The sequence below is a fragment of the Bradyrhizobium sp. AZCC 1721 genome (genome assembly GCF_036924715.1).
Taxonomy (GTDB): Bacteria; Pseudomonadota; Alphaproteobacteria; order Rhizobiales; family Xanthobacteraceae; genus Bradyrhizobium.
Window position 1 is genome coordinate 5,479,697 of record NZ_JAZHSB010000001.1, and the last position, 23,684, is coordinate 5,503,380.

Sequence of the window (23,684 nt, forward strand, 5' to 3'; positions counted from 1 at the left end):
ATAGACGAAGTGTTCGTTGCTCCCCCGGAGTAACCTCAAGTGATGCGTGAGCGGATGCGGTCGACCAGCACGGCCAGAATGATGATCACGCCCACGAGCGTCTGCTGCCAGTAGGAGCTGACCTGCGCGAGCACGAGGCCATTGCGGATCACCTCAAGCAGCACGCAGCCGACGATGGCCCCGAGCGGGCCGCCGACGCCACCTGCGAGATTGGCACCGCCGATAACCGCCGCTGCGATCACGTTGAGTTCGTAGGATGTCGCCATGTTCGCGGGCGCAGACCCCAGCCAGCCCGAGACGATGATGCCCTGCAGCCCTGCGGCCAGCGCACAAATCACGTAGACTTCGATCTTGACCCGTACGACCGGGATGCCAGTCAATTCCGCCGCCTTCTCGTTGCCGCCGAGCGCGAAGACATGACGGCCGAAGCTCGTGTGGTGCAGCACGATCGCCATTACCGCCGCGAGGATCACGAGATAGATGAATGGCGCCGGTACGCCGAACAGATCGCCCGATGTCAGCGCGTAGAAATAGTCGGCATCCGGTCCGCCCGGAAAGCTGCCGCGCCCGTTGGAGACGACATAGCCGAGACCGCGGACGATCGAGAGCATGCCGAGCGTAGTGACAAAGGGCGACAGCCCGAGCACGGCGATGCAGAAGCCGTTGACGAGGCCGACGATCAGCGCGGTGACAAGTCCCGCCAGGATCGAGACAAGCAGGATCAGCCCCGGTACATTGGCGACCACGGTCTTGCCGTCCGCAGCCAGATGCACGAACAGGGACGCGCCGGGCATGCCCGGCGTCGACAGGCCCGACATCACCATGGACGTGATCATGGCGGAGAAGCACATCATCGATCCCACCGAGAGATCGATGCCGCCGGTGATGATCACGAAGGTGATGCCGAGGGTGGCAATGGCGATGAAGGAAAAGTTCTTCGCCACGTTCTGCATGTTGCCTTCGGTAAAGAAATATGGACTGGCAAAATGCATCACGACGAGCAGCACCAGCAGCGCGAGCAGAACGTAACCGGTTTGCGAAGCGAAGATGCCACGCTGCCACCATCTGATACGACCGACATTGGCAAACGAGATCGGGGATTCCAGGGGCATGGCCATCACGCTGCCTCCTTTGCGCCCGTGATCAGGGCGGTGACTTCCTCAGGACTGGTGTCGCCGATCGGCTTGTCCGCCCGCTTCTCGCCGCGGCGCATGACGACGACGCGGTCGCAGACCGCGAAGACATCGGGCATGCGGTGGGAAATCAGCATGACGGCGACGCCCTGCTCTTTCAGCCGATGGATCAGGCCCAGGACCTGCTCGACTTGGCGGACCGAGATCGCCGCGGTCGGCTCGTCCATCATCACGAGCTTGGCGTTCGACAGGCGGGTTCGTGCGATCGCAACTGCCTGGCGCTGGCCGCCCGACATCTGCTTGACGAGATCATGCGGTCTTGTCTCGGAGCGCAGCTCGCCGAACAGCTCCAGCGCGCGCGCCGCCATCGCATTGTGATCGAGGAAAGCGAACGGGCCGAATTTGCGCTTGAGCTCGCGCCCGAGGAAGACGTTGGCCGCCGCCGTGAGATTGTCGGCAAGCGCCAGGTCCTGATAGACGACCTCGATCCCGACCGCGCGGGCATCGATGGGACGGTAGAAATGCACCGCGTTGCCGCCGAAGCGGACCTCGCCATGGGTGGGGCGGAAGTTTCCGGCGATGATTTTGACGAGCGTCGACTTGCCCGCGCCGTTGTCGCCCATCAGGCCGACCACCTCGCCGGGGAAGACCTGCATGTCGACGTCGTGCAGCGCGCGGATCGCGCCGAACTCCTTGCCGATCCCTGTCAATTCCAGAACCGGTTGCCCGGCCGCACCTGCGGTTTCCATGCTCGGCCTCGCTCAGACGTACCGGTTGACCAGTGATTCCAGATATTCCTGACGACCCGAGCGCGGCTGCGGATCGAAACCGGGTGCCAGCGCGCGATCAGCAAGATCGGCAAGCGAACGCTGGCCAGCGAGGATCGCGCGTCCCTCGGCATCAGCCCATCCGGCGTAACGTTCCGCAATCGGCATCGTCAGCGCCTCGGCATCGAGCATGTCGGCGGCGGCAACGAACGCCCGCGCGCAGGCGTCCATCGAGCCGACATGGGCGTGGATCAGATCGTCCGGATCGATCGATTGCCGCCTGATCTTGGCGTCGAAATTGAGACCGCCCGTCGTGAAGCCACCGGCCTTCAGGATGTCGTGGAACGCCAGCGCCAGCTCTGGCACGTTCATCGCGAACTGGTCGGTATCCCAGCCGAGCAGATCGTCGCCGCGGTTGATGTCGAGCGAGCCGAACACGCCGAGCGCCTGGGCCAGCGCGATCTCGTGCTGGAACGAATGGCCGGCAAGGATGGCGTGGTTCTGTTCGATGTTGAGCTTGACGTCGTTCAGAAGGTCATAGCGCTGGAGGAACCCGTAGCAGGTGGCGACGTCGAAATCATACTGATGCTTGGTCGGCTCCTTCGGCTTCGGCTCGATCAGGATCGGTCCGTTGAAACCGATCTTGTGCTTGTGCTCGACGACCAGCGAGACGAAGCGGCCGAGCTGATCGAGTTCGCGCTGAATGTCGGTGTTGAGCAGCGTCTCATAGCCTTCCCGTCCACCCCAGAGCACATAGTTCTGACCGCCGAGCCGATGCGTTACCTCAAGCGCGGCGCGGACCTGGCCGGCGGCATAGGTGAAGATGTCCGGATCCGGATTGGTCGCGGCGCCGGCCATGTAGCGGCGATGCGTGAACAGATTGGCCGTACCCCAGAGTAGACGCACCTTGGAAGACGCCATCTTCTGTTCGAAGAGATCGGCGATGGCGTTGAGGTTGGCAACGGACTCTGCCAGCGAGGCGCCTTCCGGCGCGGCGTCGACATCGTGGAAGGTGAAGAAGGGCACATCGAGCAGGCGGAACAGCTCGAACGCGACGTCGGCCTTGGCACGCGCCATTGCCATCGCATCCGCGCCATGATGCCAGGGCCTCATGAACGTCTCGCCCCCGAAAGGATCGCCGCCGGGCCAGCAGAACGAGTGCCAGTAGCAGACCGCGAAACGCAGGTGGTCCTCGAGCCGCTGCCCGTGAACGATGCGATTCTTATTGTACCAGCGGAACGCGAGCGGGCTTTTGGCGTCCTTGCCGCCGTAGGCGACCGGCGCACTCGCCCCGAAGAATTTGGGTGACACGTTCACAGGGAGAACTCCTTCAGCGCGGGATATAGTTTTCGCCACTGGTGATGGGCTTCATCGTAGGCGGCTTCGGCAGACGGACGCGGCGTGAAGCTCGCAAGCCGCCGCGGACGCGTGCAGACTTGTGCAGGGGTTTCGTTGGTTGCGGCAAGCCGGCCGAGCCGTGCCGCGCCAAGCGCTGCACCGACCTCGCCCTCCTCGACGCGGTGGACGGGAATGCCGAGCACATCGGCGCAGATCTGAGCCCACAGCGCCGAGCGCGAGCCGCCGCCCACAAGGTCGACCTCCGTGATCGCCGAACTGGCATCGCCGAGCGCCGAGAGATTGTCGCGCGCGGCGAAGGCCACGCCTTCGAGCACAGCCTGGACGATCTGATCGCGTCCCGTCGCGCCGCGAAGACCCACGAACGCGCCGCTGGCGGCAGCGTCGTTGTGTGGCGTGCGCTCGCCATCGAGATAGGGAAGGAACTTGACGGGGCTCGGTCCGCGGACGGTCTCGCCAAGCGGCGCCAGCAGCGCGGCGGCAGGCGTCGCCATGACGCCCGAAAGCCAGGCGAGCGAGGCGGCCGCCGCCAGCATCACGCCCATCTGGTGCCAGAGACCCGGAAGCGCATGACAGAAGGCGTGCACAGCCGACGCGGGCGCCGGCGCAAAACTGTCGGTGACGCGAAACACCACGCCCGAAGTTCCCAGCGACAGGAACGCATCGCCGGGCGTGATGGCGCCGAGCCCGATCGCGCTCGCGGCACAGTCTCCCGCACCGCCGGCAACCATGACATCTTTCGCCATGCCCCAGCGCTTCGAAAATTCGGGGTTGAGTGCCGCGCCGATCTCGCTGCCTTCGACCAGGCGCGGCATGTGGTGAAGATCGAGCCCCGTGGCATGCAGCAGCACCGCAGACCAACGGCGCTGACCGACATCGAGCCAGAGCGTGCCGGCGGCGTCCGACATGTCCTCGACCATCTCGCCGGTCAGGCGGTAGCGCACATAGGCTTTTGGCAGCAGCACTCTTGCCACGCGCTCGAAAATCTCGGGCTCATGGCGCGCTACCCAGAGCAGCTTTGGCGCGGTGAAGCCTGGCATCGCGAGATTGCCGGCGATAGCGTGGAGCGAGGGACAGCGCGCCTCCAGCTCCTTGCACTCGGCATAGGAGCGGCCATCATTCCACAAGATGGCCGGACGCAGCGGACGGCCGTCCTCGCCGAGCAGGGTAGCGCCGTGCATCTGGCCGGAGAGACCGATGCCACGCACCTGCGCGACGTCGCTCGGATGAACGGACGCGAGATCGTCGATGGCGCCGATCGCTGCATCAACCCAGGCGTCCGGATCCTGCTCGGACCACAACGGTGCGGGATGCAAGAGCGCAAGCTCGCGCGCGGCTGTCGCGACGATTGCGCCAGTCTCGTTCACGAGCACCGCCTTCACACCGGACGTGCCGATGTCCATCCCGAGATACACGTCGTCATCCTCCCTTCCGGCCCGGTTCGCGATCTCTGTCGCCTTCCCCACACCGGGCCGTCTTGCAAATCAGTTCTGCAGGCTATGGCAGATTGTCCCGCATCACGATGTCGATCCGGATCTTCTCCTGTTCACTCAGGATCGGCTCGCCGCGGGCGAGCGCGAGCAGCACGCGCACGGCGGCGCGGGCCTCATGTCCCGGGTTTTGCGAGATCGCCGCATCCATCACGCCTTGCAACAAGAGCTTGCGCGTGAGCACGGTGACGTCGTGTCCGACGAACACCACCTGCTTCTCGCGATCGGAATCGATCAGGGCCTTGGCAACGCCTTGCGTGCCGGCGCCGACATTGTAGAGGCCGACGATGTCAGGATGTTTGCCGAGCAGCCGCGACATGAGCTGTTCCGAGCGCTCGTCCTCGTCGCGCCCTTCGAGCACGGGCAGCACGTTAAGCCCAGCAAACTCCGACGCCATCACCTGATTGAAGCCGAAGATGCGCTCGGCATGGTCGCGCAGGCCTTGCGAGCCGGCGACGATCGCGACTTTGCCGGATCGCAGACCAACGAGGCGGCCGACCAGCGCGCCGGCGGTGCGCCCGGCGGCGATATTGTCGATGCCAACATAATAATGACGGCGCGACGACGGCACGTCAGAAACCAGCGTCACCACCTTGGCGCCACCATCGACGAGATCATTGATGGCGGCCCGCACGCTCGGATGATCGAGCGCGACAACCGCGACGCCGTCATACTCGCCGACAAGAGCCTCCAGCGAGTTCGCGAGAACGGAGGCATCGAACACGTCGGTCGCGACCATCTCGACCGCGAGCCGGCGGGCCGACAGCCAGCCCGACATCTCGCCGAGATAGGACTGGATCTGCTGCATGAACAGGTTCGGCCCCGACGGCATCACGAAGGCGAAGCGCCGGGCGCGGCCACGGGCGAGCTCGGCGCCGGCCACATGCGGCTGGAAGGAGTTGCGCGCGATCGTCTCCTTGACACGGCGGATCGTATCCGGCCGCACGCCGGGGCGGTTGTGCAGGACGCGATCGACCGTCGCGAGGCTGACGCCAGCCTGGCGGGCGATGTCCCTGAGCGTGAGAGGGTTGTCGGCGTCCGGCTCCTTCATGGGCTGAAGGCTAGCAGAGGTTATTTGAGGTACGCAACTCATTTTGAGGAATACGGCGCAGCAGCGGGGAGCTGCTAGAACTCCCGAGGCAAAGCCGATGGTGAATTGCAGCACGGCGCCAATTGCGCACAAGTGGCCCAGCTCACTGAGCAGTACGAGCTCAGAGCTGTCGGATTCTCAGCTCACGAAGCCTTGCTATGTCCCATCGTGCGGACCGTCGGGAGGTTCGAGTCGGGGGAGCGCTACCGTTTTTGCCGACACCAACCGAACCTGCGATATCTCATCGCATGAGGCAGTTCATGCGCGTTCGGGCTGCTGCCTTTGAGATGTACGAAGGGCACGAACTGCCGTGGAGCATGTTCGGAGCCACCGCCGTGCGTGGGGCTGCAGCTGAACTGCGGATCATCAACGTTTCGTCGACTGTTCCTCGAAAACTTTGACGGATACGTTCGCCACCTGTCGCAGTGCTTCCCGATCGGCGCCTGATGACGCTATCACGCCCATGCCGGCGGACACCGCCGAGAGATAGCGCGCCAGCGCGGCAGCGTCGGCGGTCTGCTTCAGATCGCCCTCCTTCTTCGCCCTGACGAAGCGTTCGCGGAGCTGATCCTCGGTCAGCGCACGACGCGCTGCCAGCTCAAAGGGAACGTTCTCCGAACCGGTACCGCAGGCAAGGCCGCCCTGCACGAGCAGGCAACCGGGCGGATTGTCGGGATCGGTTTGGCTGTCTGCGGTACCCAAGAGCATCCGCTCCGCGACGTCGCGGGCGGTCGGCGCGCTCAAAACCCCCTCCATCCAGGCCGCACGTTTGGCCGTGTACCGGTCGAGCGCAGCCTTCAGGAGACCTTCCTTATTTCCAAATGCCGCATAAAGGCTCGGCGGGTTAATGCCCATCGCCTCGGTAAGCTGGGCAATGGTCGCGCCCTCATAGCCATGTCGCCAGAAGACTTCCATCGCCTGATCCAGTGCGGCATCGGCGTCGAATTCCCTCGGGCGTCCCATGGCCATTCGCGTTACTCCCTTGAAGCCGACGCCGTTTTCCGCTCGGCGTTCAATCCTCTAACATTCTGATTTATCGTGGTTCTTTTATTTGATTTCCAGTCTTGCGGCTTCCGACATAAGATTTTCGTAGTGTACAGTACATAAGTATCTTGCGGACCGTCGTCCAGCTCCATATCTGTAGTGATCACTACATTTATGGAGCGCGCAAATGCCCCCATCCGCCAATACCTCCCGTTCCGGCCGATTCCGACACGTTGTCGGCGGCGTTGCCATCATCGGCGTCCTCGCGGCGGCCGGTTCGATCGCGAGCGGCCGCTATTTTCATGCAGCCCAGGCGACCACAGGGACCGCACCCGAGCAGGCCGTCTCCGTCACGATCGCGGTGGTCGAGCCGCGCCGGACCGCGCTGTGGGATGACTTCTCTGGACGTCTCGAAGCCGTCAACCGCGTCGAGCTCCGCCCACGCGTCGCTGGCGCGATCCTGTCGGCCAACTTTGCCGAGGGCGCGTTGGTGAAAGCCGGCGATGTCCTGTTCAAGATTGATCCCGCGCCCTACGCCGCCGAAGTGGATAAGGCGAGCGCACAGCTCGAGGCAGCAAAAGCGCGTGCGATCTTCACTGCGAGCGAAGTCGAGCGCGGCGCGCAACTCGTCGGCAACGCCGTCGTCACGCGTCGCGATTTCGATCAGCGCGAGAACGCCAATCGCGAAGCGATCGCCAATGTGAAGGCGGCCGAGGCGACGCTGCAGACTGCAAAGCTCAACCTAAACTACACCGAGGTCCGCGCACCCGTCGATGGCCGCGTCGGCAAGATCGAGGTGACCGTCGGAAATCTCGTGGCCGCAGGGACTGCCTCCCCGGTCCTGACCTCTCTGGTCTCTGTCAACCCGATCTATGCGAGTTTCGATGCGGACGAAGAGATCGTGCTGCGGGCGCTGAATTCCATTGCAGATCATTCGGGCAAGCGCGGCAATCTTGATCAAATACCCGTCGAGATGACCACCTCTGGCGGCACATCGGCCAAAGGCCATATCCAGTTGATCGACAACCAGGTCAATGGCCAGAGCGGCACGATACGCGTCCGCGCGGTATTCCAGAACGAGGATGGCCGCCTCATCCCCGGCCAGTTCGCGCGGGTGCGGATGGGCCAGCCGCAGCAACAGACGCTGGTGATGATCGACGAGCGAGCCATCGGCACCGATCAGGATAAGAAGTTCGTTATGGTGGTCAGCGACGACAACCGCGCGGTCTATCGCGGAATAACGCTCGGCGGCGCCGTCGACGGGCTCCGCATCGTGACGGGTGGCCTAAAATCCGGTGACCGCATCGTCGTGAATGGCCTACAGCGGGTACGCCCGGGCGCACTCCTGAAGACCGAAATTGCCCAGATGGGCTCGCGCGGCCCACAGCAAGCATCGAACGACAGCAACCAGCAAATCGTGCAGCGCTAACTACCCGCAGCGCTTGGGGCATAGCAATGAAACTCTCAAAGTTTTTCATCGATCGGCCGATCTTTGCCGGCGTGCTTTCGATCGTGATCTTCCTGGCCGGCCTAATCTCGCTCTTTGCCATGCCGATCTCGGAGTATCCGGACGTCGTGCCGCCCTCCGTGGTGGTGCGCGCGACCTACCCCGGCGCCAATCCGAAGGTGATCGCGGAGACAGTGGCAACGCCGATCGAGGAGCAGATCAACGGCGTCGAGAACATGCTCTACATGAGCAGCCAGGCAACCACCGACGGGGCGATGACACTGACCGTGACGTTCCGCCTCGGTACCGATCCTGACAAGGCGACACAGCTTGTACAGAACCGCGTGCAGCAGGCCGAGCCGCGCCTGCCGGCGGTAGTTCGCCAGCTCGGCATTATCACCAAGAAGAGCTCGCCCGACCTCACCATGGTCGTGCACCTGCTGTCGCCAAACAACCGCTACGACATGACGTATCTTCGCAACTACGCGGTGCTGAACGTCAAGGACCGCCTTGCGCGGATCGACGGCGTCGGTGATGTCCAGCTCTACGGTGCCGGCGACTACTCGATGCGCGTCTGGGCCGACCCGCAGAAGGCCGCCGAGCACGGCCTGACCGCAAGCGATATCGTGAGGGCGATCCAGGCGCAGAACGTCGAGGCCGCCGCCGGCGTGGTCGGCTCCTCGCCGAGCGTCAAGGGCATCGACCTTCAGATGTCGGTCAACGCCGAAGGTCGGCTCGCGAGTGAGGAACAGTTCGGCGACATCGTGGTCAAGACCGGTTCGCGTGGCGAGGTGGTGCGGCTGCGCGATGTCGCGCGCATCGAATTAGGTGCGTCCCAATACGGCCTGCGCTCGCTGCTCGACAACAAACAGGCCGTGGCGATCCCGATCTTCCAGGCGCCGGGCTCCAACGCGCTCCAGATCTCCGACCACGTCCGCGCCACCATGGCCGAGATCAAGAAGAACATGCCCGAGGGCGTATCCTACCAGATCGTCTACGACCCCACACAGTTCGTGCGCTCGTCGATCGAGGCGGTGATCCACACGCTGCTGGAAGCGATCGCGCTGGTGGTACTGGTGGTCATCCTGTTCCTCCAAACCTGGCGGGCTTCCATCATTCCGCTTCTGGCCGTCCCGGTGTCGATCGTCGGCACATTCGCCGTGATGCACATGTTCGGCTTCTCCATTAATGCGCTCAGCCTGTTCGGCCTGGTGCTCGCGATCGGCATCGTCGTCGACGACGCTATCGTCGTGGTCGAGAACGTCGAGCGCAACATCGAGGCCGGGCTGTCGCCGCGAGACGCCACCTACCAGGCAATGCGGGAGGTCTCCGGCCCCATCATCGCGATCGCACTGGTCTTGATTGCCGTATTCGTTCCCCTCGCCTTCATTTCCGGCCTCACCGGGCAATTCTACAAGCAGTTCGCGCTGACGATCGCAATCTCGACCGTGATCTCCGCGATCAACTCACTGACGCTATCGCCGGCATTGTCGGCGTTGCTGCTCAAGGGCCACAATGAGCCCAAGGACAGGCTGACCCTCATTCTAGAAAAAGGGCTCGGCTGGTTCTTCCGCGGCTTCAACCGCGCCTTCGCGCGCGCCTCGGAGAATTATAGCGGCAGCGTGTCCAAAGTGATCTCCGGCAAGGCCGCGGTGATGGGCGTCTATGTGCTCCTGATTGGCCTGACCGCCCTGCTCTTCCAGCAGGTTCCGAGCGGCTTCGTCCCGGGTCAGGACAAGCAGTACCTCGTCGGCTTCGCACGCCTGCCCGACGGCGCCACGCTCGACCGCACCGAAGAGGTCATCCGCAAGATGAGCGACATTGCGCTGACCCAGCCCGGCGTCGAGAGCTCGGTGGCGTTTCCCGGCCTGTCGATCTCCGGCTTCACCAACTCCTCCAACGCCGGAATCGTGTTCTCTACCTTGAAGCCGTTCGACGAGCGCAAGGATCCCGCGTTGAGTGGCGCCGCGATCGCGGCCGAGCTGAACAAGAAATATGCCGGGATTCAGGAAGCCTTCATCGCCATGTTCCCGCCGCCGCCGGTAAACGGGCTCGGCACCATCGGCGGCTTCAAGCTCCAGATCGAGGACCGCGCCGGCCTCGGCTATGACGCGTTGAACGAGGCGACCAAGGCGTTCATGGCCGCGATGCAGAAGGCACCGGAAATCGCCGGCGTCTTCTCGAGCTTCCAGGTCAACGTGCCACAGTTGTTCGCCGACATTGACCGCACTAAGGCCTTGCAGCTCGGCGTGCCCGTGACAGAGGTCTTCAACACACTGCAGATCTATCTGGGCTCGTACTACGTCAACGACTTCAACAAGTTCGGGCGCACCTATTCGGTCTATGTCCAAGCTGACGCGCCGTTCCGTGCGCGGGCCGACGACATCAGGCAGTTGAAGGTGCGCTCTGCGTCCGGCGACATGATCCCGCTCTCGGCGCTCTTGAAGATTCGCCAGAGCGCCGGGCCTGAACGCGCGATCCGTTACAACGGTTTCCTGTCCTCCGACATCAACGCCGCGGCAGCGCCCGGCTATTCCTCCGGCCAGGCCCAGGAAGCGGCCACCCGCATCGCCGCCGAAGTGCTACCGCCTGGCTTCGCCTTTGAATGGACCGACCTGACGTATCAGGAGTTCATCGCCGGCAACTCCGGCATCTGGGTTTTTCCACTCGCGATCCTCCTCGTGTTCCTGGTGCTGGCTGCGCTCTATGAGAGCCTGATCCTGCCCCTGTCGATCATCATGATTGTGCCAATGGGGTTGCTTGCCGCGATGTTCGGCGTCTGGATGTCGAAGGGCGACAATAACGTCTTCACCCAGATCGGGTTGATCGTGCTGGTGGGATTGTCTGCCAAGAACGCGATCCTTATCGTCGAATTCGCGCGCGAACTGGAATTCGCAGGTCGTTCGCCGATCCAGGCAGCGATCGAGGCAAGCCGCCTGCGGCTGCGTCCGATCCTGATGACCTCGATGGCATTCATCATGGGCGTCTTGCCCCTGGTGCTCTCGACCGGTGCCGGTTCGGAAATGCGCCGAGCTATGGGCGTCGCCGTCTTCTCCGGCATGATCGGCGTCACGGTGTTTGGCCTGTTCCTGACACCCGTATTCTACGTTCTATTGCGCACCGTCACGGGACTGAAGCCACTGACAAACCATTCCGCCAGTGTAGCGACCGGTCATGCGCCGGAGCCCGGTCGCTGATGCGGGGCACTCTGACCGAACGACGGACATGGGTTGGCCGCGTCCAAACGACGAGCGCCCATAGGCCGCGGAACGCCCGCGAGCCGCGGCCTATGGCGCGGGGCAGAACGAGCCGCGCACGATCGACGAATAGATCAATCTCGACGAGTACGACCGGCGTGTGTGCTTGCAGTACGGCTTGCGACCATGCGGCGAGCTGCTTGCATTGACATTTCGGGGCCGCCAGCGGGCTCCAACCGCTACCGTCAGGAGTACGAAATCGCAGAAGATCGTAGCTTGGCGTAGAAAATCGCGGCCCGTGGTAGCGGGGGGCCGCTACCGCCTTTCCCCACACCAACCGAACCTGCGATATCTTCTTCAATCTTCCGACTCATGGAAGCGACCGAGCAGATCGGGACGTGGAACGCACCGCACACGGCGAGCTTGTCCACGGGCATTGTAGAACTGGGATGGCACCGCTATGGCTGGCGGGGGCCGCTCTAGGATGGTATTGTCTTCAGGAGCTATTGAAGCTCCGAGACCGAGGATTTCCCTTACGCGATCAATCGCGGTCGGGACAATGGCCCTCGAAGAGATGCACTCCAAGGTCAAGCGGACGATCGCGCCTGCGGTCGGATGGCGCGGAAAATGGAGGACGTTATGACGTCCTGGCGTGACGACAGGGTCAGGGCAACCCTGATCCGCGATGCAGCGGGAAGCGTCCAGCCGGGCAAGACCCCCCGGACTTTTGCCGAGCTTCTGTTCGGCCACACCAATAGCGAGGATCTCACCAGCTACGATGCCGCGTCCCTCGCCTTCCTGGCGGAACAGGCTTGGGAGCATGTGCAGCAACGCGCGGCAGGCCGTGCCGATATCCGCGTCATCAATCCAATGATGCCGGACGGGCGCGAGATTTCAGTGCTCGAAGTTCTCAACGACAACATGCCCTTCCTCTTCGATTCGACCATGGCGGAACTCGCCGAGCAGGGCATCGAAGTCACGCTGGTCGCCCATCCGATCATAGCCGTCGAGCGCGACGCGTACGGCAAGCTGCTGCGCTTCTATGGCGAAACACTGCCCGAAGGGTCAGAGGGCGAGCGCGAAAGCCTGATCCATCTGCATATCGCCCGTCTCGACGCCGCTGACGACCGGCAGAAACTGATCGACGGCCTCACCAAGACGCTGAACGACGTGCGCGCTTGCGTGACCGACTGGCGAGCCATGCGCGCCCGCGTCGAAGGGGCGATCAAGACCTTGAGCTCCAATCCGCCGCCGCTGCCGATCGACGAGGTCGCCGAAGCCAACCAGTTCCTGCAATGGCTGTGCGCCGACAATTTCACCTTCCTGGGCCTGCGCGAATATCGCTTCTCGCCCGACAGCGCTGCGTCGGACGAGATCAGCAGCGGCGAAGGTCTCGGCATCCTGCGTGATCCTGATGTGAGGGTGCTGCGCCGCGGCACCGAAATGGTGGTGATGACACAGGAAATCCGCGAGTTTATGCGCGAGCCGACACTCCTCATCGTTGTCAAGGCCAATGTCAGCAGCCGCGTCCATCGCCGCGTCCGGATGGACTACGTAGGCATCAAACTGTACACACCGGACGGCCGGCTCGACGGCGAACTGCGCCTCGTCGGTCTGTTCACCTCGGGCGCCTATACTCGTTCGGTGCGACAAATCCCCTACGTCCGCCACAAGGTGGCGCAGGTGCTCGAGCGCGCCGGCTTCGACCCCAACAGCCATTCCGGCAAGGCGCTGCTGCATATCCTCGAAGAATATCCGCGCGACGAGATCGTCCAGGTCGATATCGAGACGCTCTATAATTTCGTCATGGAAGTCCTGATGCTTTATGAGCGCCCTCGCTTGCGGGCGTTGGCACGAGCTGACAAGTTTGACCGCTTCGTCTCCATTCTCGTGTTCATTCCGCGCGAGAAGTATGACACCGACGTACGGACGCGTGTCGCCGCCTTCCTGGCCCAGGAATACAAGGGGACCCTGGCAGCCTCCTACGTGTCCTTCCCCGAAGGTCCGCTTGCGCGCGTCCATTACATCATCGGGCGCTATGAAGGCAAAACGCCCGTCGTCGAGCGCGCCACGCTTGAAGGCGGGATCAGCGCAATCATCGCAACATGGGGCGACAAGCTGAAAGCTGCGCTTGCGACCACCACTGACGGCATGCGGGCTCGCCTGCTCGCGAACCGTTATGCTCGGGCCTTTACCGGCGGCTATACGGAGATCTTCGACGCCTCACAGGCCATCACTGACATCGCCACCATCGAAAAGCTCAACGCTGCTCGTCCCGTGGCGCTTTCGGTCTACCGCATCGACGGCGATGATCCGACGCGTTTCGGCCTTAAGGTCTTTTCGCGCGGCACGCCGCTATCACTGTCCTATCGCGTCCCGGTAATCGAAAATCACGGCCTGCGCGTCGTCAACGAGCGCACCTACCAGATTACGCCCAGCGCCACGCCTGCACCCGCACCGGTTTGGCTACACGACATGACGATCGAGGCCAATGACGGCAAGCCGATCATTATTACCGCGGAATTCGGCCGTCGCCTGGAAGCCTCGATCATGGCGGTGGTGGGCGATCGCGCCGAATCCGACGGATACAACGCCCTTATCCTGCGCACGCACTTGAGCTGGCGCGAAGTTTCGGCCATCCGCGCCCTCTCCCGCTACCTGCACCAGATCCGCGCTCCGTTCAGCCAGGACTATATGTGGGGGACGTTGCGCAAGAACAGCGCAATCACCACCAGCATCGTCGCGCTGTTCCAGGCTCGCTTCGACCCGCGGCTCGCCGCCACCAATGCCGAGCGCTCGGCGCGGGAGACGGCGCTCCTCGCCGAGATTGAGGGGCAGCTGAAATCCGTCGCCTTGTTAGACGAAGACCGCATTCTGCGCCGCTTCACCAATCTGGTGCAGGCCATCGTCCGCACCAACCTGTGGCAAATTGGCCCGGACGGACATCCGCGTCCGGTGATTTCCTTCAAGTTCGACGCCCGCAAAATCGATGACCTGCCGGCTCCGCGACCGCTATACGAGATCTTTGTCTATTCGCCGCGTCTCGAAGGCATCCATCTACGTTTCGGCAAGGTCGCGCGCGGCGGCCTGCGCTGGTCCGACCGGCCGCAGGATTTCCGCACCGAGATCCTCGGCCTTGTCAAGGCACAGCAGGTCAAGAACGCCGTCATCGTGCCGGTCGGTGCTAAGGGCGGCTTCGTGCCCAAGCGCCTGCCGCCGCCCTCCAATCGTGAGGCCTGGATGGCGGAAGGCACCGAAGCCTATCGCATCTTCGTTCGCTCGCTGCTCGAACTTACCGACAATCTCGATGGCGATGCGATCGTGCCGCCCGACGACACCGTGCGGCACGACGAGGATGATCCCTATCTCGTCGTCGCGGCCGACAAGGGCACGGCGACTTTCTCCGACACCGCCAACGCGATCTCAGTCGAGAAGGGCCATTGGCTCGGTGACGCTTTCGCCTCCGGCGGCAGCCAAGGTTATGACCATAAGAAGATGGGCATCACCGCGCGCGGTGCGTGGGAAGCAGTCAAGCGCCATTTCCGCGAGCTCGGCACCGATATCCAGACCATGCCCTTCACCGTTGCAGGTGTCGGCGATATGTCCGGCGACGTCTTCGGCAATGGCATGCTGCTTTCGCCGGCGACAAGGCTGGTGGCGGCCTTCGACCACCGGGACATCTTCATCGATCCCTCGCCCGACCCTGCCATCAGCCACGCCGAGCGCCTGCGCTTGTTCAACATGCCGCGGTCGAGCTGGCAGGACTACAACAAATCGCTGATCTCGCAGGGCGGCGGCGTGTTCTCGCGTTCGCTCAAAGCGATTCCGCTCGCGCCGGAAGTGCGCACCCTGCTGGATCTCGACAAGCCGCAGGCCACGCCTTTCGAGGTGATGACGGCGATTCTGAAGGCACGCGTCGACCTGCTCTGGTTTGGCGGCATCGGCACCTATGTCCGCGCGTCTACGGAAAGCGACGATCAGGCGGGCGATCGGGCCAATGATCCGATCCGTGTTACCGGTTCTGACATCCGCGCCCGGGTGATCGGCGAAGGTGCCAATCTCGGCGCGACCCAGCGCGGCCGCATCGAAATGGCGCAGAGAGGCGTCAAGCTCAACACCGATGCCATCGACAATTCGGCGGGAGTGAACACTTCCGACGTCGAGGTCAATATCAAGATTGCGCTGGCGCGTCCCGAACGCGAGGGACGCCTCAGTCCGAGTGACCGCAACAGCCTGCTTGCCGCGATGACCGACGAGGTCGGCACGCTGGTGCTTCGCAACAATTACCTTCAGTCGCTGGCGTTGTCGCTGGCCGAACGCAAGGGCGTGGCCGACAATGGCTTCCTTGCCCGCCTGATGCAAGCGCTCGAGCGGAGGGGCCTCCTCGACCGCGCCGTTGAGTTCCTGCCGGACGACGTCGCGATCGCCGCGCGCACCCAGCGCGGCCAGCCCTTTACGCGGCCAGAACTCGCCGTCCTGCTCGCCTATGCCAAGCTTACCCTTTACGATGATCTGCTCGTCACAAGCGTGCCGGACGACCCTTATCTCATCGGCGAATTGTCAAAATATTTCCCGCACGAGATTCGAGACAAGTTCCCCGATTCCATGAAACACCATCGTCTGCGCCGGGAGATTATCTCCACCAATCTTGCCAATGCCGTAATCAATCGCGGCGGCCCGACCTGCATCGGCCGCCTGATCGATGAGACGGACGCCGACGTATCCACCATCGCCATGGCCTTCGTGGCGGTGGAGGAATCTTATGGTCTCGAGCGGCTGAACAACGCGATTGATGCGCTTGACACGGAGATCAACGGTCAAGTCCAACTTGGCCTCTACGCGGCGATTCAGGATCTCCTGCTCTCCCGCATGATCTGGTATGTGCGCAACGTTGATTTCAAAGCCGGCTTGGATGCGGTCATCTCGCGCTTCGGCCCGAGTATCCGAGAGATCGCCGCCGGGCTCGACAACGCCCTGCCGCATGACCTGCAGTCTGGCCGCAGCAAGCGGCGACGGGACCTGGTCGATGCCGGCGTCCCCACCGACCTCGCAAACGAACTCGCCGATCTCGACGCCTTGGTCTCCGCACCGGATATCGTGACTGTCGCCGAGCGCACCAGCCGAGCCATCGGCGACGCCGCCACGACCTTCTTCGCTGCCGAGGCCAATTTCCACCTTCATCCCATCATCGTCGCCGCGCGCAGCGTGCCGGCAAACGATCACTTCGAACGTCTCGCCATCGACCGCGCGATTGACCAGATCGCAGCAGCCGAAAGAAGATTGGCCGCGGATATGCTGACAACCGGCCAATGCGGCCAGCAGGCTACCGAGACCTGGCTCGCGGCTCATCCTGAGGCGACGCGCATCCGCCGCTCCGTCGAGGAGATCGCTGTCAGCGGACTGACGCTCGCCAAGCTGACTGTGACGGCGAACCTGCTGGGGGATTTGGTCAAGAGTTGATGGGCGCGCCGCGGCGAGACGAGAGCTGCGATGTCCAGACCATCAACCTGCCGGACCGGATTGCAACAAGTCGCCGGCTTGCGTGCAAAATCGCACGCAATTTCAATAGCTTGACAATCGTTTCCAAATGAAGAGGTAGCCTCTCGCAGGCAGGATCAGTCTTGCAAAATTTGAGGCAACGTGCCGCGCACGTGTCGACCGCGAAGAGCCGGAAACTCGACGCCGATGCGAAAGAACGACAGCGCCGTTGTTGAAAACGAGTTCATATGCGCTGCCGAAAACCCAGGCGCTCCATCCAGTCATGCGCACGTCATGCTTTGCTTATAGCCGGTCATGCTGACAGCAGATTACGCCGCTTGTGGAGTTTACGATGCCCGCCTCGTCCGATCTTCCGGTAGTTGGCGCCGCGTTGACCAGCACGACCCTCGCGTTGCATCGGAACTGGATTCTCGAACGACAACGCGACCTCGAGATCCAGGACTTCTTCGAGGCGGAGACGCTTGACGGCGATTGGCGCGCACAGGTTGAGTCGATCCGCAAGCTTCTCGACGGCTATAAAGGCCGGCTTGGCATTCACGGGCCTTTCTGGGGCTTCAAGATCGACAGCCAGGATCCGCTGATCCGCGCGGTCGTCACCAAGCGTTTGCTTCAGGGGCTCGAGGTTTGCGAAGCCCTTGGCGCAACACAGATGGTCATCCATTCGCCCTACTCGACCTGGGATTACAACAATCTCGATATCAATCCCGGTGCCCGCGCGCGCGTCATCGAGCGCGTCCACGCGACGCTCGGGAATGTCGTGAAGCGCGCCGAAGGCATCGGCTGCGAACTCGTCATTGAAAACATCGAGGACAAGGATCCAATGGACCGTGTGGAACTTGCGAATAGTTTCGCAAGTCCTGCCGTGCGCGTCTCGCTGGATACCGGCCATGCAAACTACGCCCACGGCTCCACCGGCGCTCCGCCCGCCGATTTCTACGTCGATGCCGCTGGCGACGCGCTTGCCCATGTCCACATCCAGGACACCGATGGCTATGCGGACCGGCACTGGCTTCCCGGCGAAGGCAACGTCGGTTGGCCGGCGGTCTTTCGCGCGCTGGGCCGTCTTTCATCCCGTCCGCGCCTGATCATTGAGGTGAAGGACCAGACCAACATCCGCGCAGGCGCGGCGCATCTCGAAGCGCTGGGATTGGTGGTCTGACACGACGGCCGCGCGGCCTGGGCGTGTTGCATCCGGTTCACCTTCGCCGCGATCAGGCCAAGGGTCTCGTGCGCGAAATATCGGCTTGCTTTGTCTGAGAAGGAGAAGTCCATGATACGCCCCTCCCGCCGTTCGGTCGTCGGCCTCGGCGCCGCCGCAGCCGGCACGCTGCTGCTGCCACGCTTCGCGATTGGGCAGACTGACAACCGGCCGACGATCACGATCGCGGTGCAGAAGGTCACCAATTCGAACACGCTGGATGTGCTGCGCGAGCAGTCCAACGTCGGAGAGCGCGTGTTCTTCTCCTCGCTGTGGGAGGCGCTGATCGGCAAGAACTGGCGCGGCAGCCTTGAAACAGTCCCCGGTCTCGCCACGGAATGGCGCCGCATCGACGAGCAGACCGTCGAGTTGAAACTGCGTGCGGGCGTGAAGTTTCACAATGGCGACGAGATGACTGCAGAGGACGTCGTGTTCAGCTTCGGCCGTGAGCGCATGTTCGGCAGCACCGAGGCCAAGAACCGCACGACCATCAAGGCGTTCGAACAGATCCCAACGCCCCGCCCCGGCAAGGAACTGCCGCCTGAAGTCTCTGCCACGGCCCGCCGCATCTGGCCGGATCTCCTGCGCGTCGACGCCGTGGACAAATACACGGTGCGCTTCGTCAATGCGACGCCGGACGTAACGCTGGAAGGCCGCCTGTCCCGTTACGGCTCCAACATCTTGAGCCGCCGCGGTTGGGAAGAGGCTGCGAGCTACCTCGACTGGGCGCGCAAGCCGGTCACGACTGGTCCTTACAAGGTCGTCGAGTTCAAACCTGACGTGTCGCTGACGCTGGAGGCCCATGACGAATACTGGGGTGGTCGGCCGCCCCTGAAGCGCATCCGGTTCGTCGAAGTTCCAGAAGTTTCGAGCCGCGTCAACGGACTCATTTCCGGCGACTATCAGTTCGCCTGCGACATTCCGCCGGACCAGATAGCCGGCATCGAGAAGAATGCCGCCTTCGAAGTTCAGGGCGGCACGATCCTCAACCACCGCCTGACCGTGTTCGACAAAAATCATGCGCAGCTCGCCAATCCGCTGGTGCGCCGCGCCTTCACCCATGCGATCGACCGGCAGGCGATCGTCGACAGCCTCTGGTCTGGACGCACGCGCGTACCGCGTGGCCTGCAGTGGGAATATTACGCCGACATGTTCCAGGCCGACTGGACGGTTCCCGAATACAATCCGGCTTTGGCGCAGGATCTCCTCAAGCAGGCGAACTACAAGGGCGATGCAATTCCATACCGGCTGCTCAACAACTACTATACCAACCAGGTGGCGACCGCGCAGATCCTCGTTGAGATGTGGAAGGCCGTCGGCCTCAACGTCCAGATCGAGACCAAGGAAAACTGGACCCAGATCATGGAGCGCTCAAACACCCGCGCGGTGCGTGACTGGTCCAACTCCGCACCGTTCAACGATCCGGTTTCTTCCATCGTCGCGCAGCACGGGCCGAACGGCCAGCAGCAGCAGATCGGCGAATACGCCAATGCCGAAGTCAATACGCTCTCGGAATTTCTGGAAACCTCGACCGACCGCCCCGCGCGCAGGAAGGCCTTTCGCCGCATGCTGGAAATCTGCGAGCGCGAAGACCCCGCCTACACGGTGCTGCACCAGAACGCGGTCTTCACCGCCAAGCCGAAGTCAATCAAATGGAAGGCTGCGCCGGCCTTCGCGATGGATTTCCGCGCCGGCAATTTCGAGGTCTGAAGCCGATGGCGCCGCTGGTCTCGATCGAAAGCCTCACGGTCGCCTTTGATGGGGCAGCGGTGCTGCACGGGATCGATCTGCAGGTCGAGCGCGGCGAAGCGCTCGGCCTAGTCGGCGAGTCCGGATCAGGCAAGTCCGTCACCTGGCTCGCTGCCCTCGGTCTGCTGCCGCCGAAGGCCGCCTCGATTGGCGGCCGCGTCAGGCTGGAAGGAGCCGACATCCTCGGCGCCGCGCCGGTCGAACTCGACCGGGTTCGCGGCGGGCGGATCGCCATGATCTTTCAGGATCCGGCAAGCGCACTCAATCCGGTGTTGTCCATCGGCAAGCAGATCGGTGAAAGCCTCGCACTGCATCGGGGCATCTCCGGCGCGTCGATCCGCTCCGAAGCTCGGCGTCTGCTCGATCTTGTCGGCATTCCCGATCCGGAGCGACGCCTCTCCGCCTATCCGCACGAATTCTCGGGCGGCCAGAACCAGCGCATCATGATTGCCATGGCGCTTGCGGGAGACCCGGACCTGCTGGTCGCCGACGAACCGACGACGGCGCTCGACGCGACAATTCAGTCTCAGATTCTCGAACTGATCGGCAGTGTCCGGCGCGAAATGGGAATGGCGCTAGTGCTCATCAGTCACGACCTCGGCGTCGTTGCGGAAAATTGCGACCGGGTCGCCGTGATGTATGCGGGCCGCATCGTCGAGGAAGCCGCGGCGGACGAGCTATTCGCCGATCCGCGTCATCCTTATACGCGGGGCCTGACGGGCGCGCTGCCGCCGATCGACGGTCCGCGTCGCCGATTGACCGCCATACCCGGCATGGTGCCGAATCCGAAGGCGATGCCGCCAGGCTGCGCGTTCGCGCCGCGCTGCGCTTCGTCCGACCGGCTCTGCGAAAACAAGCCGCCGCTTCTGCGCGCAATCGGCGAACGGCGACGGCTCGCCTGCATGCTGGAGGGCGGTGCTCTGCTGCATTCGCCTGTGCTGGAGGCAGCGGCAGAATGACGGCGCCTCTCGTCAAGGTCGAAGCCGTCGTCCGCAGCTATCGCATGCGAACCGGCATGTTCGGGCGTGTCACAGATGTGCGCGCGGTCGACGGCGTCTCGTTCGACATCCAACGCGGCGAAACACTCGGTCTCGTCGGCGAGTCCGGTTCCGGCAAGTCGACCACTGGGCGGATGGTTCTCGGGCTCGAAGCGCCCGACAGCGGCTCGGTCGCCTTCGAACGGGCGGCAATGACGACGATCGGATCTCCGGCATGGCGCTCTCAACGTGCCCGCATGCAAATGATATTTCAGGACCCGCTCGGAGCACTCGATCGCCGCTGGACGATCGCGAGACAAGTTCGCGAACCGTTCGACATCCACGCTATCGGTGACGATGCCTCCCGCGCAGCGCGCACCGACGAACTGCTCCGTTCGGTCGGCCTCTCGCACGATCAAGGGCTGCGATATCCGCACGAGCTCTCCGGCGGTCAGCGGCAACGGGCGGTAATTGCGCGAGCGCTGGCAACGCGGCCGGACTTCCTGGTCTGCGACGAACCGGTCAGCGCGCTCGATGTATCGATCCAGGCCCAGGTCATCAACCTGCTGATCGACCTGCAGGCGGAACTAGGCCTCACCATGCTGTTCATCAGCCACGACTTGCGCGTCGTGCGACAGATCAGCAGGCGGGTCGCGGTGATGTATCTTGGCCGTATCGTTGAGCTCGGCGACGCGGACCACCTCTTCGCCACCCCTCAGCACCCCTATACACGCGCGCTGGTCTCCGCATCGCCGGCACCAGGGCGACGCAGTAACAAGCGGATCGTTCTGACCGGCGATCCGCCAAATCCCGCCGCCCGTCCGCGCGGCTGCGCCTTTCACCCGCGCTGTTCTCACGCCTTCGCACGCTGCCGCGTGGAATCGCCGACACTCGTTGAGATCTCACCCGACCGCAGCGTTGCCTGCCATTTGATCGATACCGGGACCGTCCCGGCCGCCTCGGAGGCCGCCGCCTGATGCTGCGATTTTTCGCCGTCCGCATTGCCCGCGCAATGCTCACCATCACGCTGGTCGTCACCTTCGCCTTCGTCGTGCTGCGCCTTTCCGGTGATCCGGCGCTGATCATCATGGGACCGGAAGCGCCGCCGGAGGTGATCGCCGCCTTCCGCAAGGCCTGGGGACTCGATGACCCGATCTGGATGCAGTATCTCGACTATTTCGGGGCGATCGCTCGTGGCGAACTCGGCCGCTCGATGCGGGACGGGCGACCGGCGATCGAGCTGGTCGCGGAGCGGATTCCGGCGACGCTGGTTCTCACAATTCCAGCGCTGCTCCTCAAGCTTGGCATCGGCATTCCTGCCGGCATCCTTGCCGCGCTTTACCGCGGCAGCGTCATCGACCGCGTGGTGATGGCCGCGGCCGTGGCCGGCTTCACCGTCCCGAGCTTCGTTCTCGGCCTCGTGCTCGTCCTCATCTTCGCGGTACAGCTCGGCTGGTTACCCTCTGGTGGTCAGGATAGCTGGCGGCATGCCATCCTGCCCATCATCACGCTCGGTATCGGCGGCGCTGCGGTGCTGGCGCGCTTCACCCGCAGCGCGATGCTGGAAGTGCTTGGTCAGCCCTATGTACGGACGGCATCGGCCAAGGGCCTCGCATGGCGCGCGGTCATCGCCCGGCATGCGCTGCCAAATGCGGCGATCCCCACCGTGACGATCGTCGGCTTTATGGTGGGGACGCTGATCGCCGGTGCCGTCGTCGTCGAAAGCGTATTTTCCTGGCCGGGCGTTGGCAGGCTGCTGGTGGTCGCGGTAGCCAACCGCGATCTCGCGGTGGTCCAATGTGTCCTGCTGCTGGTAGCTGCGACGATGGTCGCCTCAAATCTGGCCGTCGATTTCCTCTACGGATTCCTCGACCCGCGGCTGCGGACCGGAACACAGGCGGGAGCGCATTGAGATGGTCGACCTGTCGCTTCCGCAGCAGCGCGCCGCCCGTCGACGTCTCTCGCTGCCGAAAATTCCGACTGCGGTGGTGATGGCGATTGTCTGGATTCTAGCAATCCTTGTCGTCGCACTGCTTGCAGACACCATCGCGCCCTACAGCCTGACCCGAATGGACCTGAAGAACCGGCTGTCGATGCCCGGCAATGCGGAGCATTGGCTTGGGACCGACGAACTCGGCCGCGATGTGCTCTCGCGCCTGCTATTCTCGATCCGGATTTCGTTGTTGATCGCCTTTGGCGCGACGGCGATCTCCGCCGTGCTTGGCACCTTGCTCGGCTTCCTGGCAGCGCATTTCCGCGGCCTGATCGAACAGATTGTGCTCATGCTGGCTGATTTTCAGGCCAGCATGCCGTTCCTGATCCTGGCGCTCGCCGTGCTGGCCTTCTTTGGCAGTTCGTTGCAGCTCCTCGTATGTCTCATGGGGCTCTATGGCTGGGAGCGCTACGCGCGGATTGCGCGCGGCCTTGCCATCTCGGCCGCGGCACAGGGCTATGCGGGAGCCATCAGGCAACTCGGCGCAACGCCGTCCCGGATCTATTTCCGGCACATTCTTCCCAACATCGCATCTACCCTGATCGTCTCGAAGACGCTGGTATTCCCGGAAGTGATCCTGCTCGAATCCGGGCTGTCGTTTCTGGGCCTCGGCGTGCAGCCGCCAATGACCAGCCTCGGCAACATGGTCGGCTATGCCCGCGAATATCTTGGCCGCGCGCCGTGGATCATGCTTGCCCCGGCCACGACCATCGTCCTGACGACCCTTGCCGTCTCGATCATCGGCGACTGGCTGCGCGACAAGCTTGATCCAACCCTGAAATAGCCCCTCTGCTTCCGGATATC

The 23,684-nt window shown here is 63.3% G+C and carries 15 protein-coding genes; 9 read left to right on the top strand and 6 right to left on the bottom strand.

What is annotated here, in order from left to right:
• Nucleotides 1-35: 35 nt before the first annotated feature.
• The 6 genes from V1273_RS26410 to V1273_RS26435 all read right to left on the bottom strand — a co-directional run bounded on the left by V1273_RS26410 (nucleotide 36) and on the right by V1273_RS26435 (nucleotide 6,805).
• Nucleotides 36-1,118 carry an ABC transporter permease gene (locus tag V1273_RS26410; RefSeq protein WP_334411396.1) on the bottom strand — a complete coding sequence of 361 codons (1,083 nt, stop codon included), beginning with the start codon at nucleotides 1,116-1,118 and terminating at the stop codon, nucleotides 36-38.
• Nucleotides 1,118-1,882 carry an ATP-binding cassette domain-containing protein gene (locus V1273_RS26415; protein WP_334411397.1) on the bottom strand — a complete coding sequence of 255 codons (765 nt, stop codon included), beginning with the start codon at nucleotides 1,880-1,882 and terminating at the stop codon, nucleotides 1,118-1,120. Before V1273_RS26415 ends, V1273_RS26410 begins: the two co-directional genes overlap by 1 nt.
• Before the next feature lie 12 nt (nucleotides 1,883-1,894).
• Nucleotides 1,895-3,217, bottom strand: a complete 1,323-nt coding sequence (gene xylA / locus V1273_RS26420) for a xylose isomerase (RefSeq protein ID WP_334411398.1) — start codon at nucleotides 3,215-3,217, stop codon at nucleotides 1,895-1,897.
• Nucleotides 3,214-4,671: a xylulokinase gene (gene xylB / locus V1273_RS26425; protein ID WP_334411399.1), complete on the bottom strand. Its 1,458-nt coding sequence runs from the start codon at nucleotides 4,669-4,671 to the stop codon at nucleotides 3,214-3,216. The genes xylA and xylB overlap by 4 nt, the downstream gene beginning before the upstream one ends.
• An 82-nt stretch (nucleotides 4,672-4,753) precedes the next feature.
• On the bottom strand, nucleotides 4,754-5,797 hold the full coding sequence (locus tag V1273_RS26430) for a LacI family DNA-binding transcriptional regulator (protein WP_334411400.1): 1,044 nt from the start codon (nucleotides 5,795-5,797) through the stop codon (nucleotides 4,754-4,756).
• A 405-nt stretch (nucleotides 5,798-6,202) separates the two neighbouring features.
• Nucleotides 6,203-6,805 (bottom strand): TetR/AcrR family transcriptional regulator, encoded by a 603-nt coding sequence (locus tag V1273_RS26435; protein WP_334411401.1) that lies wholly within the window; start codon nucleotides 6,803-6,805, stop codon nucleotides 6,203-6,205.
• A gap of 202 nt (nucleotides 6,806-7,007) precedes the next feature.
• Here V1273_RS26435 and V1273_RS26440 point away from each other — a divergent pair, with 202 nt between their 5' ends.
• The 9 genes from V1273_RS26440 to V1273_RS26480 all read left to right on the top strand — a co-directional run bounded on the left by V1273_RS26440 (nucleotide 7,008) and on the right by V1273_RS26480 (nucleotide 23,664).
• Nucleotides 7,008-8,249, top strand: coding sequence for an efflux RND transporter periplasmic adaptor subunit (locus tag V1273_RS26440; protein ID WP_334411402.1), 1,242 nt, complete (start codon nucleotides 7,008-7,010; stop codon nucleotides 8,247-8,249).
• Between the two features lie 26 nt (nucleotides 8,250-8,275).
• Nucleotides 8,276-11,464 (top strand): efflux RND transporter permease subunit, encoded by a 3,189-nt coding sequence (locus tag V1273_RS26445; protein ID WP_334411403.1) that lies wholly within the window; start codon nucleotides 8,276-8,278, stop codon nucleotides 11,462-11,464.
• A gap of 627 nt (nucleotides 11,465-12,091) precedes the next feature.
• The gene (locus V1273_RS26450; protein WP_334411404.1) at nucleotides 12,092-16,924 is read left to right on the top strand and encodes an NAD-glutamate dehydrogenase; all 4,833 of its coding nucleotides are present in this window, start codon (nucleotides 12,092-12,094) and stop codon (nucleotides 16,922-16,924) included.
• A 370-nt stretch (nucleotides 16,925-17,294) separates the two neighbouring features.
• A complete protein-coding gene (locus V1273_RS26455; RefSeq protein ID WP_247830608.1) occupies nucleotides 17,295-18,122 on the top strand; it encodes a sugar phosphate isomerase/epimerase family protein in 828 nt (275 codons plus the stop codon).
• Between the two features lie 111 nt (nucleotides 18,123-18,233).
• The gene (locus tag V1273_RS26460) at nucleotides 18,234-19,871 is read left to right on the top strand and encodes an ABC transporter substrate-binding protein (protein ID WP_334411405.1); all 1,638 of its coding nucleotides are present in this window, start codon (nucleotides 18,234-18,236) and stop codon (nucleotides 19,869-19,871) included.
• Between the two features lie 5 nt (nucleotides 19,872-19,876).
• A complete protein-coding gene (locus V1273_RS26465; protein WP_334411406.1) occupies nucleotides 19,877-20,869 on the top strand; it encodes an ABC transporter ATP-binding protein in 993 nt (330 codons plus the stop codon).
• A complete protein-coding gene (locus tag V1273_RS26470; RefSeq protein WP_334411407.1) occupies nucleotides 20,866-21,864 on the top strand; it encodes an ABC transporter ATP-binding protein in 999 nt (332 codons plus the stop codon). The genes V1273_RS26465 and V1273_RS26470 overlap by 4 nt, the downstream gene beginning before the upstream one ends.
• Complete coding sequence (locus V1273_RS26475) at nucleotides 21,864-22,799, top strand: ABC transporter permease (RefSeq protein WP_334411408.1); 936 nt, start codon at nucleotides 21,864-21,866, stop codon at nucleotides 22,797-22,799. Before V1273_RS26470 ends, V1273_RS26475 begins: the two co-directional genes overlap by 1 nt.
• A 1-nt stretch (nucleotide 22,800) precedes the next feature.
• On the top strand, nucleotides 22,801-23,664 hold the full coding sequence (locus V1273_RS26480) for an ABC transporter permease (protein ID WP_334411409.1): 864 nt from the start codon (nucleotides 22,801-22,803) through the stop codon (nucleotides 23,662-23,664).
• Nucleotides 23,665-23,684: the final 20 nt, after the last annotated feature.

Coding starts and splice junctions, on each gene's coding strand:
- V1273_RS26465 (WP_334411406.1), top strand. CDS start 19,877: ATGGCGCCGCTGGTCTCGATCGAAAGCCTCACGGTCGCCTTTGATGGG.
- V1273_RS26480 (WP_334411409.1), top strand. CDS start 22,801: ATGGTCGACCTGTCGCTTCCGCAGCAGCGCGCCGCCCGTCGACGTCTC.
- V1273_RS26460 (WP_334411405.1), top strand. CDS start 18,234: ATGATACGCCCCTCCCGCCGTTCGGTCGTCGGCCTCGGCGCCGCCGCA.
- V1273_RS26435 (WP_334411401.1), bottom strand. CDS start 6,805: ATGGCCATGGGACGCCCGAGGGAATTCGACGCCGATGCCGCACTGGAT.
- V1273_RS26410 (WP_334411396.1), bottom strand. CDS start 1,118: ATGGCCATGCCCCTGGAATCCCCGATCTCGTTTGCCAATGTCGGTCGT.
- V1273_RS26415 (WP_334411397.1), bottom strand. CDS start 1,882: ATGGAAACCGCAGGTGCGGCCGGGCAACCGGTTCTGGAATTGACAGGG.
- V1273_RS26445 (WP_334411403.1), top strand. CDS start 8,276: ATGAAACTCTCAAAGTTTTTCATCGATCGGCCGATCTTTGCCGGCGTG.
- V1273_RS26430 (WP_334411400.1), bottom strand. CDS start 5,797: ATGAAGGAGCCGGACGCCGACAACCCTCTCACGCTCAGGGACATCGCC.
- V1273_RS26450 (WP_334411404.1), top strand. CDS start 12,092: ATGGAGGACGTTATGACGTCCTGGCGTGACGACAGGGTCAGGGCAACC.
- V1273_RS26475 (WP_334411408.1), top strand. CDS start 21,864: ATGCTGCGATTTTTCGCCGTCCGCATTGCCCGCGCAATGCTCACCATC.
- V1273_RS26440 (WP_334411402.1), top strand. CDS start 7,008: ATGCCCCCATCCGCCAATACCTCCCGTTCCGGCCGATTCCGACACGTT.
- V1273_RS26470 (WP_334411407.1), top strand. CDS start 20,866: ATGACGGCGCCTCTCGTCAAGGTCGAAGCCGTCGTCCGCAGCTATCGC.
- V1273_RS26455 (WP_247830608.1), top strand. CDS start 17,295: ATGCCCGCCTCGTCCGATCTTCCGGTAGTTGGCGCCGCGTTGACCAGC.